Raw genomic sequence first — 18393 nt, 5'->3', positions numbered from 1 at the left:
GGGAGGTTTCTTGACTGGTGGGAGGTTTCTTGACTGGTGGGAGGTTTCTTGACTGCTGGGGTAGAAACCCGACAATAATTATTAATTATTAATTATTAATTATTAATTGTGGGAGGCGGGTTCGACTGTCAATTATTGGCTGAGAAACCCGGTTTCTTGGAGAAACCGGGTTTCTTGACTGGTGGGAGGTTTCTTGACTGGTGGGAGGTTTCTTGACTGGTGGGAGGTTTCTTGACTGCTGGGGTAGAAACCCGACAATAATTATTAATTATTAATTATTAATTATTAATTATTAATTGTGGGTTAATTTTCTAGGGTGTGACCATAGAGGTCATAAATATCAGCATCGGTGATTTTCACGGAAACTAAGGACCCTAAACGCGCGTTTCCTTCTACATATACTAAACCATCGACTTCTGGCGCAAACCTGGGCGATCGCCCTATAAACTCGCCTGTAGAGGGGTTTTCTTGTTCAACTAAAACATCCACTACCTCACCAATACACTGGCGGTTACGCTTGAGAGAAATTGGCTGTTGTACCTGCATTAGTGCATCCCGTCGCGCGTCCATTACCGCCTGGGATACGGTGTTGGGAAGAGTATAAGCGGGGGTTCCTTCTTCGGGGGAGAAGGTGAAGACACCAACATGATCAAATTCGTGGCGTTTCACAAATTTGAGGAGGTGTTCAAAATGGCTGTTAGTTTCTCCCGGAAAACCGACAATAAAAGTAGTCCTAATTACAGCATTAGGCATAGCAGTTTTAATATTCTCAATAATCTGGTCATTAACCTGACCCTGCCATGGACGGTTCATGGCGCGGAGAATTTCCGGGTGGGAATGTTGGAGGGGTAGGTCTAGGTAGGGGAGAAAATTGGGGGTTTCGGCGATCGCATCAATCACTTTAGGGGTTAGTCCGGTGGGGTAAGCATAGTGCATTCTCACCCAGGGTACATCAACTTTACCCAAAGCGCGGATCAGGTCTGCGAGTTTCGGTTCACCATAAATGTCGGTTCCGTAGTTAGTGGTAATTTGGGAGATTAACACTAATTCCTGGACCCCCTGATCTGCCAATTGTTTGGCTTCGGTAACGATTGATTCTATGGTACGCGATCGCTGATTTCCTCGCAAGTGGGGGATAATACAAAAGGCGCAGCGATAGTTACACCCTTCGGCTATCCGTAGATAAGCCACCCCTTCTGTGGTGGTGCGATAACGGGGGACGGTATGATCAGCAATATAGGTGGGGTCGGCAGAAATTTCCGAGACGCGATCGCCTTTTTCTACCCGATTAATTACATTAACAATTTTATGATAATCTCCGGTTCCTACTACTGCTACAGCTTCGGGAAGTTCGTCAAGTAATTTTTCCTGGAAGTGTTGCACCATACACCCAGTAATCACTACTTTTTTATGGGCTTCGGCGAGTTCAACTATGGTATTGACGGACTCCTCTCTGGCTGATTCAATAAAACTACAGGTATTCACTACCACATAATCAGCCGCCTCTTCGTTGGAGTCTACTTGATATCCGGCTTCGGCTAATAAACCGATCATGTGTTCGGTGTCGATGCGATTTTTTTCGCAACCTAAATGGGAAAATGCGATCGTTGGCTTGGTTGCCATAGTTGGTAAAAGTTTGGATGCACAAACTCGGAACAGTACAAGTATGCTATTATAGCTGTTAACCTGAAAATTGGCAATGGTATCAGTCAACCAATAACTACTTTTCTGTAGTTCCGGTTTCCGAAATTTTGGGTAAGTGTGAGGGCGCTTTTTATTCTAAGGGTTCAAAATCTGCCTGAGAGGTTCACGGCTGGGGCTATTTTTGGGGTTGTTCATACCCTCAAAATAGGTGACTTGAGTTGGATAAGCAAACTCAATATCCCTGGCTTCAAAGGCGGATTTTAGTTCATAGTTAATCCGCTGTTGAATATCCATATACATGGCATAATCACTGCTGAGAACGTGGTAAACAATCTCAAAGTCTAGGCTAAAGTCTCCGAAACTTGAGAAGTGCGCCCGGTCAAATAGGGTGTTTTCTATGGATTCGATAATCTCTCGAATGAGGGCAGGAATTTGTTGTAGTTTCTCCTGGGGGGTTTCATAGATGACACCAATTTTAAACAGTATCCGCCGCCTTTCCATGCGTTTATAGTTATGAATACGAGAGGCGGTGAGGTTGGTATTAGGAACTACTACTTGTTCGCCAGTTATGCTTTTAATGCGGGTGGTTTTAATTCCCACATAATCGACGCTTCCAGCCATGTCCCCAACTACGATAAAATCGCCGATTTCAAAAGGGCGATCGAACAGGATGGAGAAATAACTAAATAGGTCTTGTAGGACTCCCTGGGAGGCTAAAGCAATGGCTACACCCCCAATTCCTAAACCCGCTACCACGGCGGAAATATTGAAGCCGAGGTTATCTAGCACAAAGATAATTCCTAATCCCCAGGCGGCGGTGCGAATGGCTGGCAATAGGGCATTTAGGGCGCGGTCTACGGTTTCGATTTCTCGACGATTTAACCAGTATAACCGCATAGCATATTCAGCGAGGGATACCACCAGCCTCACACCTAAAAAGGTGGAGAAAATTAAGGCGATCGCATTAATTAAATTACCGAGAATTGGGTGCAATGATAAGTTAGTGATTGCCACATAAAATATAGCCACATAAGCCAGGGGGATTAGGGCTCTATCCCCAATTTTCACCAAGGCATCATCTAACCGACTATTCGTTTTAACCGCCCAGAGTTTTAACCGCCTCAAAATCATTTGTTCGATGACTCTGATGGCTAAAATACCCAACACAATAATCACAAAAGCGATTAAATAATCAGATAGGGTATTGGTCAATAATTCTTCTTGTAAAATCTCTAAAATATCCATCGTCAATTTTTCAACTGTTAACTGTCAATAGATCCCAAAATACTGGGGACTTGTTCTGGTGTAACGTGATCATACCAGACTTGCTCCGGTAAAACCAAAACCATCGGCCCATTACCACAGGACCCCAGACAGCCGCTAGGAGTAATGACCCCGACGGAAAAATTGGCAGCCTGAAAAGCCTGTAAAACCTTGGCTGCGCCTTGTTTACGACAGGTCCGATTATGACATATTATGATTTGGATAGAGTTAGATACAGACATTAGATCGAAAAAAAGTCCTGATAGTTTAAAATTGGGTAGCAGAAAGGGTTGAATCTGCACGAGTGTTAAAGTGTTGAGGCAAAAATCACAGCAACCACAGCAAATTTACTATCAACCGGGGTTTCTTGGTTTAATGGCTTGTGCCATGTATTTTAACCTGTGTACGTTATCATCACCCGCACTCGCCCAGATTAGACCAGATGGAACCCTACCTCAAAATAGTATAGTCACTCTTAGAGTTTATTGGATTACCAGAGCATGCCACAAAGGGAACAAAGTATCTGGGGCGGCGCTCAAGGCTGCCAGGAATGCCACATCCAGAAAGCTGGCTGAGACTTTGTTTAAGGCTCTGTGGGATATGCAATAATCCTACTTACAAAGATTGTTGGCTAAAGGCCCGGCTGATTGATTGTTCAGGCGGGGCTTTTTCTTGTTCAAAGTTTTAAGATAGGATAGAAAAAATTCCCCATGTAAAGTTTTAATAAGTTGATCTCATGAGTGTAATTATTCCCCTAGACCAAATTTCCCGTAAGTTAGACAGCGATAATACCCGCGATCGGATGTTAGCTTTAGCTTCCTTGCGCGAGGTATCCCCAGAGCAAGCTGTTCCCCTAATTAAGAAGGTTCTCTTTGATAAAAGCCTACAAATTCGGTCAATGGCTGTTTTCGCCCTAGGGATTAAACAAACTGACGAATGTTATCCGATTCTGGTAAAATTATTAGAAACTGACCCCGACTATGGCATTCGCGCCGATGCTGCCGGGGCTTTGGGGTATTTGGGGGACTCTAGGGCTGTTGAACCCCTCATGCGGGCTTTTTATGAGGATACCGACTGGCTAGTGCGTTTTAGTGCTGCTGTCTCTCTCGGCAATTTGAAAGATATCCGCGCCCGTGACGTTTTGATGTCTGCCCTTGATAGTGATATGGTGATTTTGCAACAGGCGGCGATCGCTGCTTTGGGTGAAATTCGCGACCTCGAAGCCATAGACCATATCCTCAAGTTTGCTCAGTCCGATGATTGGTTAATTCGCCAGCGTCTCGCCGAGGCTCTGGGAAATTTACCTAGCCCTAAGAGCTTATCCGCCCTTAAATATTTGGCTAAAGACAGCCATCATCAAGTCGCTGAAGCCGCTATGATTTCCCTTGACCGCCTCGCAGAGTCATTATAAACCCTCACAACTGGGTTTCTTTCACCCTGAAACCCAGTTTCTTTATTGTCGCTCTGTTGAATAAAAAATCAAGCAAGAAGCCATATCAGCCCCACAATATTATGATAAGTGATCGCACTTGATTTGTCAACCGGTGCGGCTGGTGCGGCCGGTGTCATGTTGAATAAAAAATCAAACAAAGGATATCCGCCCAAATCTGATCCTGTCAACCCCTCAGCTAAAATTAGTCGATGGTAGCCGATTAAATCTGAACCGTGTTATTTTGTTATGATTAAGCCTACTCAGCCAGAGCAAACCGTCCCCGGCTGAGGGAAACCTAATCATGAAAGAATTTCTGAAATATACCCTAGCCAGTGTAGTTGGCAATTTACTGGGACTGTTCCTAGTGATCACATTTGGCATGGGGGGAATCGCGTTTTTAGTAGTAGTTAGTGCTTCGAGGGGTACACAAACCACCCTCAGAGATAAATCAGTATTGGTGCTAGACCTGTCTGTGGGTATAGCGGACACGGCACCGCCGCCAACACCATCGATCGCCATAGGACAGACCCTGAGAGACGATCGGTCTAGGTTCTTGCCATTGCGGGTAGTGCTAGAAACGATTGAGCGGGCGAGTAAGGATGATAAAATCGTGGGGCTGTACCTGGAAGGCGGTAGTGGTACAACTCCCACAGGGTTTGGGAATTTAAAGGAAGTCCGTCGGGCTTTGGAAGGGTTTAAAGAGAGCGGTAAAACTATTATTGCTTATGATACTGACTGGACCGAGCGTGAATATTACCTAGGTTCAGTAGCGGATGAAATCATTATCCACCCCATGGGGACCGTCGAGATGAGCGGGTTTAGTTCTCAAACCGTGTTTTTAGCGGGAGCGTTGGAACGGTTTGGGATTGGGGTACAGGTGACGCGGGTTGGTCAATATAAGTCTGCTGTTGAACCTTTTTTGCGCCAAGAGATGAGCCCAGAAAATAGACAGCAAATGCAGCAGTTATTGGGAGATTTGTGGGGTGAGTTTACGGGGGCGATCGCATCTAGTCGCAGTCTGACTACAGCACAGTTGCAGCAAATTGTGAATCAGGATGGATTTTTAATGGCTGCAGATGCGAAGGATCGCGAAATGGTTGATCAGATCGCCCATAGAGATGAGGTGGCGGCTAAACTGCGTGAATTGACCGGAGAAAAGGAAGAGGGAAGACAACCTTTTCGACGGGTGGGGATACAGGAATATTCCAGAACTCCTCAAGTTAAGGGAAGTTGGGCTGGTAATCCCAACAGTCGCAATATCATTGCTGTAGTCTATGCTGATGGTGAAATTGTCGATGGTCGCGGCGGGATTGGTCAAGTAGGCGGCGATCGCTTTAGCGAAGAGTTACGCAGGTTACGGGATAATGATCGGGTCAAAGGAATTGTCCTGCGGGTGAATAGTCCCGGTGGTAGCGCTACCGCTTCTGAGGTAATCGCACGGGAAGTACAATTGACCAGAGAGGAAAAACCGATTATAGTTTCTATGGGCAATGCCGCCGCTTCCGGTGGTTATTGGATTGCTATGGGTAGCGATCGCATTTTGGCTGAACCCACGACAGTCACTGGTTCAATTGGTGTATTTGGACTGCTGTTCAATGCTCAGGATATTGCTAACCAGAATGGAATTACCTGGGATGGTGTGAAAACCGGACCCTTTGCTGATCTTAATTCTATCTCCCGTCCCAAAACAGACCAGGAACTAGAGAAGGTTCAGCAGATGGTTGATCTGATTTATCAGCGGTTTGTCTCTTCCGTCGCGCAATTGAGAGATTTACCACAAGAGGAGGTTTTGGAAATGTCTCAGGGTCGGGTTTGGTCGGGGGTACAAGCTGAAGCCTTGGGGTTGGTTGATCAGTTGGGGGGTTTACAAGATGCGATCGCTGCTGTAGCCGAAAAAGCCGAACTTGGTGATGATTGGAAACTCGCCGAATATCCCAGAATTCCTAGTTTTGAGGAACGTTTGCTAGAAAGCCTGCGAACCGAAGCCACTCCAGCAGACCCTTTGACTAGGGAACTGCTCAAAGTCTATCATGAGTTCTCCGTGCTTAGGCATCTCAATGATCCTAGGGGAATATATACCAGGTTACCGTTTAACTTGCAGATTGATTAGATCCAAAGCACTGAGCCACAATATGCTCACCAAATCTTAAATTTTTCTAAAAAAGTAATAATACCTATTCCCAAATGATCAGTTAGGGTGCTAGACTGTAGTCAATGGAGAATTAAGTATCGGTTGTAGTATTTTTGTTTCAAGTATCAACGAGTTTTTCACGTTTTATGCTGGCAAGTTTCTCTCCGAGAACCTCACTCCCTACGAAACTCTGGTTTTGGAGATAATTTATGTCGATTTACGTTGGTAACCTGTCCTATGAGGTTACAGAAGAAGATCTAACTGCTGTATTCGCAGAGTATGGAGCAGTTAAGCGGGTTAAACTACCTACAGACCGTGAAACCGGACGTATGCGTGGTTTTGGCTTCGTGGAAATGGACACAGAAGCTGAGGAACAGTCAGCCATTGATGCTCTTGATGGTGCTGAGTGGTGCGGTCGTGATCTGAGAGTCAATAAAGCCAAGCCTCGCGAAAATAGCGGATCTTTTGGTGGCGGTCGTCGTGGTGGCGGTGGTTACTCTCGTCGGTCCTAGGATTCCCACTTTTCTATCAGTCTTACAGCTTATTTAGCAATTTCGCGTTTCAGCTTAATAATTGTTAATGGTTGTTGCTGAATTACTAAACTAAGTTAATTAAAACCCCTCATTGTTGTAGGGGTCTTTTTTTGTGTCCCTAGACCCGTCAATAGCCATGAGAATATGAAAAAATATACATCTCAGACCCGATTGTGGCTTTTCCTCAGCATGAGTTTAGCCACCCTATACGGTATTTTATCACTAAAACAAGCCTTTGCGGAACCCAATTTAGTCCATAATGACGCAAGACAGCACATTTTTTGGATGTTGCGGTTTATTGACCCCGACCTGTTTCCCAATGATTTAATAGCCGATTATTTTCAATCTGTAGCTCCCCGGGGATATACTCTAGTGTATAAACTGGGTATCATCTTAGGAATAAACCCCTTTGACTTAGCGAAAATTATTCCGCCAATTTTAGGATTATTTGTTACTTATTATTTTTTCAAGTTATGTCTGGAAATTTTGCCAATTCCAGTCACGGGATTTATAGGCTGTTTAATCATCAATCAAGCCTTATGGTTAAAGGACGATTTAGCATCAGGAACACCCAGAGCATTTATTAACCCGCTTTTTATCGCCTTTTTATACTATCTAGTGAAACATTCTCGGCTGGGGGTTGGTGTCACAGTAGCAGCTATTGGCTTATTTTATCCTCAATATGTTTTCATTGCTGCTATCATGCTGATATTGAGAGTTATTCATTGGGAAAATGGCAGATTTAAGCCAAGCAAAAATCACCTAAATTATCAAATTTTAGCAGGGGGTTTATTGGTGGCTTTGATAGTATTACTTCCATATATGATCACCTCCTCAGAATTTGGTCCGACCATTACTCGCGCGCAAGCTATGAATTCTCCCGAATTTTTCGAGGGGGGAAGAAGTAGGTTTTTTCACGATAATTTTATGGATATTTGGTTCACGGGAAGACGTAGCGGAATGTTTCACAGTTCCTTATTTACCCCCGCGACTCAATGTGTGGCTTTACTACTGCCATTTTTACTAATATTTCGGAGACAGTTTCCCCTCTGGAAATATATTACACCACAGGTTTGGGTATTATTGCAATTGTTAATATCATCGGTTTTGATGTTTTTTGCATCCCATGCACTTTTGTTTAAGCTACACCTTCCAGGTCGATATACAGAGTTAAGTTTTCGGATTATTATTGCGGTTTTAACGGCTATATCTCTGAGTTTAATATTGGATACACTTCTGAGAGTTTTTAGGAATAACCATAGCTATAGGGTTTATCGATGGTTGGCGGGAACTATCATGAGTGTAATAGTGGCAATTCTCCTATTATATCCGGCTTTTGTGCCTTATTTTCCATTGGTTAGATATGAGAAAGGTAGAATGACAGAAGTTTATGATTTCTGCCAACAGCAAGGGAAAGATATTGTGATAGCTTCTCTGTCAGCAGAGGCTGATCAACTGCCAACTTTTGCTCAAAGAACTGTTTTGATGGCGCGAGAATATGCTATCCCTTATCACTTGGGTTATTACCATCAAATTTTGGCGAGAACTTTGGATATGATTAATGCTCACTATACGGATGATTTGGCAAAACTTCAGAATTTTATTAGTCAATATAATGTGGATTTTTGGCTGATTGATCCGGCAGCTTTCACGCCTGAATATATTAGAAATAATCATTGGATGTTGATTTTTTCTGAAGGTCAAAAAGCCTTGGATTTACTGGAGAAGGATTCGGCGATCGCTTTATATGAACAGGTTAATATATGTACGGTTTTTGAGCAGCCTAATTGGTGGATTATTGATGCAAAATGTATTTTAAATAACCCAGAGTGAGGAGTTAGTATTTTTGGCGTTTTGGCGAGGTTTGAGATAAAGAAAGGCAGGATGATAGCCTGCCTTTTGGGGTGAGTGATATTTACTCAGAACCCAAATCTTGAGTAATTTGCTCGCAGTTAAAGTTCTCTAAACTTTCGGGTGGTATCTCCCATTGAGTTGAGGCATTTTGGCGCATGATAGATACGAGATTATCAGCTTGTTCAGCAGTCAAAAAACCCTCTTGTCTGGCTGTTTCTGCGGTGATACATATACCTAAGAAAACCCCGGCTGCGGCACCACCAACACCGCCGATCGCTGTACCTCCGACAAAGCCAATACCACCACTAAATAAGGCAGTAGCAACGGCAATTAAGACGACATGAATAGTTTTCATGATCAGTCCTCACTAACAATCATCAAAATTTAGCAATATTCCCACCAAATATCAATCAATATTATATGGACATCGAGACGATGATGGATCAAAGTTGAGTAAATGAGCAGGGGAGGATTTATAATTCTTGGGTAAGATAGCGCTAGACCTGTTGTAGACTGCAATAGGGAAACCGGGAGTGGGAATGAGTGTTGAACAGTTGTTGAAGTTGGCACAGGATAATTTAAGCAAGGGAAACCAAGATCGGGCTTTTGCTATTTGTCGGGAAATCATCAGCCAACAGCCTAATTGTGCCATTGCTTACCAACTGCTAGGCAATATTCATGAAGATTATGGCCAATTAATGGCGGCTATGTCGGCTTATACAAAAGCCTTTGAACTTGCACCTAACCAAGCCATTAGCTATGCTTACCTAGCCCAAATATATCGTAATATGGGCTGGTTTGATGAAGCTATTTCATTTTACCAACAGGCGATCGACCTATCCCCTAATTGGGCAGATTTACACTATCATTTAGGGTCGGCTTTACATTGGCAGGGTAATATTGAAGGGGCTATTGGCTGTTACGAAAAGGCGATCGCCTTAAACCCTAAGCTAGGTCAGGCTTATTTGGATATGGGGCTGCGGTTAAATGAAAGGGGGGACATTAACACAGCGATTAAAGTTTTACAACAAGGCGGAATTAACTGCCCTAATTTTCAGGAAATTTTCAACACCCTGGGATATTTGCAATTACAGCAAAATCAGATAGATGAGGCGATCGCCATCTTTCAAGAATCCCTAAATATTGACCCGACAGAGCCATTAGTATATAATAACTTAGGCTGGGCTTTGGCTTGCCAAGGAAAGCTGAGTGAAGCGATCGCCGCCTACGAGAAGGCGATTAGCCTGAAACCGGATTTAGCTATTGCTTACAGTAATTTGGGTAAGTTGTGGCAGCAAAAAAATAACCACAGACAAGCGATAAGTTATTTCCAGAAAGCGATCGCCATAGAACCGGATAATATCATGTTCTATAGCGATTGTGGTAGTTCTTGCTTAATCATAGGTTGGCTATCTCAAGCCATGGCTTGTTTTCAGAAAGCGATCGCCATTGACCCGAAATTTGTGCAGGGTTATATCCAACGCTTTAATCAGGACGTTATCCTAGAAGTAGGTTCAGATGAACTACTACAGGCACAAATAGCCTGCGCCCAGTTTTTGGAAGCTCTGCAAAAATCCGATTTGGAATTGGGGAACTCTGAGAACTCCCAGGAGTCTGATCATAATGTAACTGAGGTGCCGGATGCGGTTTATAACTACCTAGAAGCCACCTACCTTCATTTGGGTAATACCCTAAATCAATATGGGGAGTGGGATGCAGCAATTAGGTATTATCAACGAGCATTAAGGATTAAACCTCAGAAAATACAAACTTACCTGGATTTAGCATCCTGTCTAGCTAAACAGGGAAGGTTGCAGGCGGCAATAACAGTTTGCCATACTGCCGGGGTGATTGAATACTCCCCAGAAGTCTATTGGCTTTTGGGGAGTTTACTTGAGGCGCAGGGACGGTGGGAATTGGCGATCGCTTATTATTCAAAGGTTTTAGAAAACCAGGAAACAGCAGAGAATTTGACTACTGTTTCGCAGGAGTGGCGGGATACCGGAACTATATCAACCGGAGAAATTCCCCGACCACAACAGCCACCCCAAGGAGTTTATCAGAAAACCCAGGCATGGCTACAGGCGAATAATATAGACACCAGCCACTATATCCCGATTCCAACGGTAGCACAACAGCCTCCCTCAGCAGAGTTAGATAATGTAGGGGGCAGAGAGTGCGGCGGTTTAGATTGTAGCCCTTGTCGAGAGCGAATTTTTGCGGGATTTGAGGTGAGCAATTTAGGTTATGGTATTCAGAGGCGAGTGGCAGATGCGAAGATTGTAGAGGTCCCCTTTGAAACGTTTGTGGCAAGTATTCCCCAGGGACGATGTTGGATTGTTCCCCAAGAAAATCACTGGAAAGTCTGTCGGGCGATCGCTACCATAACACCGGATAATCAACTGTTAGCCGACCTATCACGGGAATATCCCGCCCCCCTTCCGGGTTGTATTAACTATAATCCCGAAAAACATTGGATTTTTCGCCAAACTAAACTTTGTCCCCCCCAATATATTGATGGGACGGTGGCGGTATTATCAGGACTTTCGGGACATATCTATTTTCACTGGATGGTTGATATACTGCCACGGTGGGAATTAATGCGACGGGTGGGGGTAGACTTTAATCAGATAGATGGGTTTGTGGTCAATAGTGCTAGGCTAGGGTTTCAGCGGGAAACTTTGCGGCGCTTGGGTATTGCGGAATCGAAAATTATCGAAAGCGATCGCTACCCCCATATTCAGGCGCGACAGTTGCTAGTCCCCTCGTTTGCTTCTCCGACGGGATGGTTGCAACCTTGGGGGCTGGACTTCCTGCGAAGAACTTTTCTCCCCCTGGCGAAGGGTGATGCTCATGATTACCCTAATCGTATCTATGTGAGTCGCGCCCAGGCTAGACATCGACGGGTTTTGAATGAAGAACAGGTGATGGCGCAGCTGAGTCGGTTGGGGTTTGTGCGGGTGCTACCAGAGAAACTATCATTTTCTCAGCAGGTGGCTTTATTCTCACGGGCGGAAATAGTTATAGGTCCCCATGGGAGTGGTTTAACCAATTTGGTTTTCTGTCAGCCAGGAGTGAGAGTGGTTGAGTTGATGTCCCCCCATTATGACCGCCATTACTATTGGGTGATATCTCAGGCTTTGGGATTGGAACATTATTCCCTGACGGGAGATGGGTTTTCCTGTTACCCTTTGCGATCGCTAATGTACCAAAATCCCTTAACTGAGGATATCTGGGTAAATCTGACCGGGTTGGAGAAGATTTTAGAGAAGTTGGAAATTAGATAAAAAAAATTTTTTGTGATCCAATTACCATCAACGAGTATAATTGAACCTTGGGAATTAAAAAATGAGTCCGTCCGAACTGAGCCAAACCATGCAAGCTAAAGAGATCCTTCAAAAAAGTGTCCAGTTCCTGCAACAACAAGCAGAAGCATATCTTCAACAAGGACAGGTTGATGATGCTCGTAAGGCTTGTGAACAATTATTGAAGATTCAACCTACCTCGGCGGTGGGGTTGAAAATCCTGGGAGATGTTTCCTTGCGAGGGGGAGATCTCGAAGGTGCCAAGCAAAATTATACCAAGGCTCTGGAACTACAACCCAACTGGGCTGAGGTTTATGCCAATTTGGGTAGCCTCTATGCGCGATCGCAACAGTGGGAACAGGCGCAGGCGGCTTATCAAAAGGCGATCTCGATTAAACCAGAATTCGCTGGGGCTTATCGGAATTTGGCTAAGGTCTGGACTCAGCTTAATCGCCCCTTAGATGCTATCCGAACTCAATATAAAGCCTACACCCTGGAACCTCACACTGTCAGCGCTCAAGAACATCTGGCTTTGGGTGATGGTCTGATGCAGCAGGGTATGGCCGCGGAAGCACAAGCCTGTTATCAAAATGCTATTAATCTTAATCCTAATTTGGCAGCCGCTTATCAAAACCTGGGGGAAGCCCTTAAACAACAGGGTAAATTGCAGGAGGCTGCTACCTATTTCCGTAAGGCTATTGAGTTGAATAACCCAAGTCCAGCAGTTTCTAACCCGGTGGATACTTTGGCGGCGGCTGTGTCAACTCCTCAAGATACTTTATCGGCCGCAACTGCTGCGAGGCAAGTTCCTCAGCCAGATGTTTTGGTGGTGGGTCAATCTCCACAAGTTCCTATTGAGAAGGGAATGGGGGTTCCTATTAGTCGCCCGGTTAACCCGGAAACGGTTTTACAAGAGGCTAAGGCATTCTGCGCTATGAAAAAATGGGAACAGGCGGTTTCGGCTTGTCAGAAAGCATTGCGACTTGACCCGAATTTGGCGGAAGCATATAAAATTCAGGGGAATGCTTTGCAAGTGTTGGGGGAAATGGAGGCGGCGGTGCGCTCCTACCATAAGGCTCTGGAAGTTAAGCCCCAATTCCCGGAGGTTCATGCGAATTTGGGTAGCTTGTACGCCCAGGAAGATCGCCTGGAAAAAGCGGTTACCTTTTATCAACAGGCGATCGCTCAAAATCCTAATTTTGCCGGGGTCTATCGCAATTTGGCTAAGGTTCTCGAACGTCTGGGACGAGAGGGTGAAGCCTCTATATGTCTGGAAAAAGCCTATACTTTGGAACCGAATAAGGCTACCCCGGAAGATCATGTGCGTCTGGGAAATACTCGCCTCGCTCAGGGTAAGCTGGATCAGGCTTATGAGAGTTATCAGCGGGCTTTGGAGTTGAATAAACAACTGGCTCCGGCTTATTATGGTATCGGTAAGGTGAAGGCTTATGGACAGGCTTGGTCAGAGGCGGAGGCGGCTTACCGTCAGGCTATTGAATTAGACCCGAAATCAGGAGTTTTTTACCAGGGTTTGGCTGAGTGTTTGGCCGGGAAACAAGACTTTGATGGGGCGATCGCTCTCTATGGTCAGCTATTACAGCTTAATCCTAATTGGGCGGCGGGATACTACCAAATTGGGGAACTTCGCAACCAACAATGGAATTTGTCAGAGGCGGAGGCGGCTTATCGTAAAGCGCTGGAATTAGACAAAAATCTGGCGGCTGCCTATTATGGGTTGGGTCGGGTATTGCTGCGACAAGAACGTTGGGCTGATGTGGTCCCGGTTCTGCGTCAAGCAATGGCTTTGGATGCTTCTGGGGCTGATTTTGAGCTGTGTAAGGGTTTCGCTGATGCTCTGGTACAGACGGGACAGCTAGATGAGGCGATCGCTTTCTATCAAAAAGCTACCGATTTGGCGGCGGATAATGCTGAGGTTTGGCAAAAGTTGGGAGACATATGGCGCGATAAACAAGCGTTTGATCAGGCTATTGAGGCTTATCAAAAGGCTAATCAGTTAGACGCTAATTTGTTCTGGTCTCACAATGGTTTGGCTGATGTACTGTTTAAGTTGGAACGCTGGTCGGAAGCGGTTGAGGCTTATCAAAAGACGATCGCGATTAAGTCGGATTATTCCTGGTCCTACAACAGTTTGGCGGAGGCTCTGGTTAAGTTGGAACGCTGGTCAGAGGCGGCTACGGCTTACCGAGAGGCGGCGCGCTTGAATCCAGAGTTCCCCTGGTCTAGTTATAATTTGGGAGAGGTTTCGGTTAGACTTCAAAATTGGGAAGAGGCGGTTAAGGGATATCGCGCCGCCATGGCTGTACAGTCGGATTTACCTGGGATTCAACAAAAACTGGCTGATGCACTGCGAGAACGCGCTAAAGGCGATTTAGATGAGGCTCTGGGATGTTATCTTCAGGTGATGGAACAGGAACCAGATAATGTGGATACCTATCATAAGGCGATCGAGATTAAGCCTGATGATTCGGAACTCTATGTTAAGTTGGCTGATACTCTGGCTCGACAAACTCAGTTGGATGGGGCGATCGTTTTTTACCAAATGGCTCAAGACCTCGACCCTGACAATAGGGCGATCGCTTCTCGCCTACAACGGGTGATTGAAAAAAAAAAATGAGGGGGTAGACCTATTTATTCCTCAAGAAACTTTCCGGGAAACTCCGATTCTTCCGACTCAGAAAAAATCCCGTCCGTCTGAGCAACCGATTCTTCCGACTCAGAAAAAATCCCGTCCGTCTGAGCAACGGTTTCCCATTGATCAAGAAAGTTATGAACAGTGGCTCCGAGAAAATTTGCCCCGACCCGCTGACTTACGGCAAATGTCTCAGGCGGTTAATTATCTCGGATATAAGCCGCTAATTAGCGTGATTATGCCGGTATATAATACCCCGGAAAAGTTCCTGAAAAAAGCTATAGAATCAGTGATTAACCAAGTTTATCCCTACTGGGAACTGTGTATCGCTGATGATAATTCCAGCGAACCTTGGATTAAACCTCTGCTGGAAGAATATGCCAGAAAAGATAACCGGATTAAGGTCGCTTTTCGGACAGAAAATGGTCACATCTGTGCGGCATCTAATTCGGCTTTGGAATTGGCGATCGGAGAATATATAGCACTCTTAGATCATGATGATGTCATTACCCCAGAAGCACTCTATGAGGTCGCACTCGTACTTAATGAAAATCCTGATGCTGATATGATTTATTCCGATGAGGATAAATTAGACCAGTACGGTCAACGGGTGTTCCCATACTTTAAACCTGATTGGTGTCCTGACTCATTTTTAGCACGGATGTATACCTGCCATTTAGGAGTATATCGCCGGGAACTGGTTAATCAAGTCGGTAACTTCCGAATTGGTTACGAAGGTAGTCAAGACTATGATTTGGTCTTGCGCGTTACTGAGAAAACTAATAAGATTTTCCATATCCCCAAAATTCTCTACAGTTGGCGACAGCATAGCGGCTCCACCGCCTACGACCCCAACAGTAAACTCTACGCCTATATAGCAGCAGAAAAAGCCTTAAATGAGTCCTTTGCTCGTTGCGGGGAAAAGGCGCAAATTGTTTCCGATCATGAGAATTTCCCCGGTCAATACACTGTTCGCTATCACATCGAAGAACACAAACTTGTCAGTATTATTATCCCCACTCGCAACCTGGGAACTACTCTCAATCATTGCTTACAGTCAATTTTTGAAAAAAGCACTTATCCTAACTATGAAGTCGTCGTCATTGACAATGGCAGTGATGAACAAGAAACCTTCGATATTATCAACGCCTGGAAACAAAAAGAACCCCAACGCTTTAGCTGTTACGAGTTCGATGTACCGTTTAATTACCCCCAAATTAATAACTATGGCGTAACTAAAGCTAGGGGAGATTATTTACTGTTTCTAAATAATGACACCGAAGTATTGACCCCCGATTGGATAGAAGCCATGGTAGAACAGGCTCAACGTTCCTCTATTGGTGCTGTCGGTACTTTGTTACTCTACCCCGATGATACCATTCAACACGCTGGCGTTGTCCTGGGAATTGGCGGCGTAGCAGGTCACAGCCATAAGGGTTATCTGGCTCATCATTTGGGTTATTATAACCAACTGGTAACGGTTAATAATTACTCCGCCGTGACCGGAGCCTGTTTGATGTGTCGGCGAGAGACATTTGAGGAAGTCGGGGGGTTAGATGAAGAGCTGGAAGTTGCATTTAATGATGTGGATTTTTGCTTAAAGTTGGTCAGCCGAGGATATCGGAATATTTATCTACCCCATGTGGTTTTATATCACTATGAGTCTAAGAGTCGCGGTTATGAGGATACCCCGGAAAAAGAAGAACGGTTTAAACGAGAATCTAAAATCATGAAGCAGCGGTGGAGAGATGTACTCAAAAATGACCCCTGTTATAACCCTAACCTGAGTCGCATACGACAAGATTATGGTATTCGTCTGAGTAATGATGACAATCAAGTGGTGGCGATATCAATGTCTGAGGATAAGGAGGCGCTTTTAGGGTGTGCGATCGACTCACCCAAGCTACACCATCCTTTCAATGAAGAAAATATGCTGATTCAGGGATGGGTGATTGGTAAGCACTCTCCGGCTAAACTAATCAAGTTTATCTGTGGCGATCGTGTCCTTGGCGAATCCAAAATGAACCAGGAACGTGATGATGTCGCCAAAGTATTTCCAGATGTTCCCCATGCTATTGATAGTGGCTTCGTCAAAACCATTGATGTCAGTGAAACACCCAGTGAAGTAGAAATTTTGATTCTGGCTACTATGGAAGACGGGAATGAGATTCCTTTGTCAACATTACACCTGCGACATGGTAGCTCAGACGATTAGATTGACACCCATGGAAGAAGGGACCCAACCTTCTTCCGTACACCTTTGTCAATTACCGGAACCCCAACAATTACATCATCTCTTCCAGTCGTCTCTCAAAAATTGACTGAGCTTTAAAGTATAAGTCTAAGTCCTTCTCATTCTTGCTTTCTATCAATTTCAAGGATTCAGAATCCAACCCATCTATTGATATTTGTCTTACGGTAGCATACCACAGTATAACTGGGTTAACCAAGATAGTCTATCAACTTCAACAGCCCAGACATTGATAGTTGTCAACTGATCTGTTGGGTGGTGTTTCATCCTGTTTTTCCTTGGTGTTTGACATAATCCTCAATAATCTCCTGAGAGATGGTCTCCGATGTCGAAACTAGGTAGGAACGAGTCCATATTGATGGTAGCACCAGCAAATGTTCAAACTCTTTACGGAGGTGACGGGCTGTATAGGCTTTGATTCGATGGATAATCTGATGCGGGGCTAGGGTCGGCGGACAATCCAAAAATGCGTGGACATAGTTAGGCTGTATATCCAGAGTCAGGATTTCGACCTCCAAATCTGGACACACTTCTTCCATTAACTCCCTAAGTCTAATCGCTACCATCCCCTTGAGTACCTTACGTTTGCGCCTAGAACTCCAAACAAAGTGGTAGTTAATCAAAGATTTTGTTGTTAGATTGTGTCTATAGACTTGACACATAGACAAAAAGTTTTTATAGTAAAGTCAGTTGACAGAACAATAATCTGGCTGTTCCCACCTAATCATAGGAGTTTTTGGGTATGAAAACAAATGAACTGGTCCAGCGCGTCGCCGAAGAAGCCAAAATTCCCAAGAAAAAAGTTAGAGCTATTTTAGACTTGGCTTTTAGTGCTATCTCTCAGGAAATTGAGAGTGGTCAGCCAGTTGTCGTCAGAGGTTTAGGGAAATTTACCCCCAAAGAGCAACCAGCAAGAACCAAAACCAACCCAGAAACTGGTGAAACCACTGAAGTCCCAGCACGTACAGTCGTTAACTTCCGAGTTATTAAACCCTCTAAGGATACAGAAGAGGCAGATTCAGAATAACAACATTTGATTAACTATTAACAGAGATAACCTGTTATTACAGAACTTTAGGGGCGTATTATATACGCCCTACTGCTTTCATTTTGGGAGCGACTCTATAAATTTTAACCATATCTGTTTTATATGTGGTGATATGGCGATCGTATCATTGTAGAATCAAAAATTAACCAAAACCGTGGTGATGTCTATGTGAAATAGAAATTTTGATTCTGGTTAATATGGAAGACAGGAATGAGATTCCTTTGTCAATATTGCACCGGCGACATGGTAGATCAGATTATCAGTGACATCTTGCCGAGACTC

At 44.5% G+C, this 18393-nt stretch carries 15 protein-coding genes; 9 read left to right on the top strand and 6 right to left on the bottom strand.

Going from position 1 to position 18393, the window contains the following annotated elements:
- Positions 1-132: 132 nt before the first annotated feature.
- The 4 genes from P5683_RS02710 to P5683_RS02695 all read right to left on the bottom strand — a co-directional run bounded on the left by P5683_RS02710 (position 133) and on the right by P5683_RS02695 (position 3149).
- A complete protein-coding gene (locus P5683_RS02710) occupies positions 133-258 on the bottom strand; it encodes a hypothetical protein (RefSeq protein WP_315639420.1) in 126 nt (41 codons plus the stop codon).
- A gap of 45 nt (positions 259-303) precedes the next feature.
- Positions 304-1623: a 30S ribosomal protein S12 methylthiotransferase RimO gene (gene rimO / locus P5683_RS02705; protein WP_008053450.1), complete on the bottom strand. Its 1320-nt coding sequence runs from the start codon at positions 1621-1623 to the stop codon at positions 304-306.
- Positions 1624-1779: 156 nt separating this feature from the next.
- A complete protein-coding gene (locus P5683_RS02700) occupies positions 1780-2889 on the bottom strand; it encodes a mechanosensitive ion channel family protein (protein WP_006623954.1) in 1110 nt (369 codons plus the stop codon).
- 17 nt (positions 2890-2906) lie between these two features.
- On the bottom strand, positions 2907-3149 hold the full coding sequence (locus P5683_RS02695) for a ferredoxin (RefSeq protein ID WP_035760086.1): 243 nt from the start codon (positions 3147-3149) through the stop codon (positions 2907-2909).
- Between the two features lie 70 nt (positions 3150-3219).
- Between P5683_RS02695 and P5683_RS02690 the strand changes: the two genes are divergently transcribed.
- The 5 genes from P5683_RS02690 (at position 3220) to P5683_RS02670 (ending at position 8836) form a co-directional block, all read left to right on the top strand.
- Positions 3220-3516, top strand: coding sequence for a hypothetical protein (locus tag P5683_RS02690; RefSeq protein ID WP_006623952.1), 297 nt, complete (start codon positions 3220-3222; stop codon positions 3514-3516).
- A 127-nt stretch (positions 3517-3643) separates the two neighbouring features.
- Positions 3644-4318 carry a HEAT repeat domain-containing protein gene (locus P5683_RS02685; protein ID WP_006623951.1) on the top strand — a complete coding sequence of 225 codons (675 nt, stop codon included), beginning with the start codon at positions 3644-3646 and terminating at the stop codon, positions 4316-4318.
- 322 nt (positions 4319-4640) lie between these two features.
- Positions 4641-6449 (top strand): signal peptide peptidase SppA, encoded by a 1809-nt coding sequence (sppA, locus tag P5683_RS02680; protein WP_315639416.1) that lies wholly within the window; start codon positions 4641-4643, stop codon positions 6447-6449.
- A 230-nt stretch (positions 6450-6679) separates the two neighbouring features.
- Positions 6680-6982 (top strand): RNA-binding protein, encoded by a 303-nt coding sequence (locus P5683_RS02675; protein ID WP_006623949.1) that lies wholly within the window; start codon positions 6680-6682, stop codon positions 6980-6982.
- Between the two features lie 165 nt (positions 6983-7147).
- Positions 7148-8836 carry a hypothetical protein gene (locus P5683_RS02670; protein WP_315639414.1) on the top strand — a complete coding sequence of 563 codons (1689 nt, stop codon included), beginning with the start codon at positions 7148-7150 and terminating at the stop codon, positions 8834-8836.
- Positions 8837-8918: 82 nt separating this feature from the next.
- Here the strand turns inward: P5683_RS02670 and P5683_RS02665 are convergent, their stop codons facing one another.
- Entirely contained in the window at positions 8919-9212 is a 294-nt protein-coding gene (locus P5683_RS02665; protein ID WP_008053459.1) for a hypothetical protein, read from the bottom strand.
- Positions 9213-9396: 184 nt separating this feature from the next.
- Between P5683_RS02665 and P5683_RS02660 the strand changes: the two genes are divergently transcribed.
- From P5683_RS02660 to P5683_RS26365, 3 genes are all read left to right on the top strand, one after another.
- Complete coding sequence (locus tag P5683_RS02660) at positions 9397-12144, top strand: tetratricopeptide repeat protein (RefSeq protein WP_315639412.1); 2748 nt, start codon at positions 9397-9399, stop codon at positions 12142-12144.
- A 61-nt stretch (positions 12145-12205) separates the two neighbouring features.
- Positions 12206-14797 carry a tetratricopeptide repeat protein gene (locus P5683_RS26370; RefSeq protein WP_396442550.1) on the top strand — a complete coding sequence of 864 codons (2592 nt, stop codon included), beginning with the start codon at positions 12206-12208 and terminating at the stop codon, positions 14795-14797.
- The gene (locus tag P5683_RS26365; RefSeq protein WP_396442549.1) at positions 14781-17027 is read left to right on the top strand and encodes a glycosyltransferase; all 2247 of its coding nucleotides are present in this window, start codon (positions 14781-14783) and stop codon (positions 17025-17027) included. The genes P5683_RS26370 and P5683_RS26365 overlap by 17 nt, the downstream gene beginning before the upstream one ends.
- Positions 17028-17326: 299 nt before the next feature.
- Here the strand turns inward: P5683_RS26365 and tnpA are convergent, their stop codons facing one another.
- The gene (gene tnpA / locus P5683_RS02650) at positions 17327-17725 is read right to left on the bottom strand and encodes an IS200/IS605 family transposase (protein WP_048895213.1); all 399 of its coding nucleotides are present in this window, start codon (positions 17723-17725) and stop codon (positions 17327-17329) included.
- 80 nt (positions 17726-17805) lie between these two features.
- On the opposite strand from tnpA, the gene P5683_RS02645 reads away from it, so the two are divergent.
- Positions 17806-18090 (top strand): HU family DNA-binding protein, encoded by a 285-nt coding sequence (locus P5683_RS02645; protein WP_048895214.1) that lies wholly within the window; start codon positions 17806-17808, stop codon positions 18088-18090.
- Positions 18091-18393 lie beyond the last annotated feature (303 nt).

The organism is Limnospira sp. PMC 1279.21 (assembly GCF_032349615.1).
Lineage (GTDB): Bacteria > Cyanobacteriota > Cyanobacteriia > Cyanobacteriales > Microcoleaceae > Limnospira > Limnospira fusiformis.
This window is presented reverse-complemented; position numbering and strand designations above follow the sequence as displayed.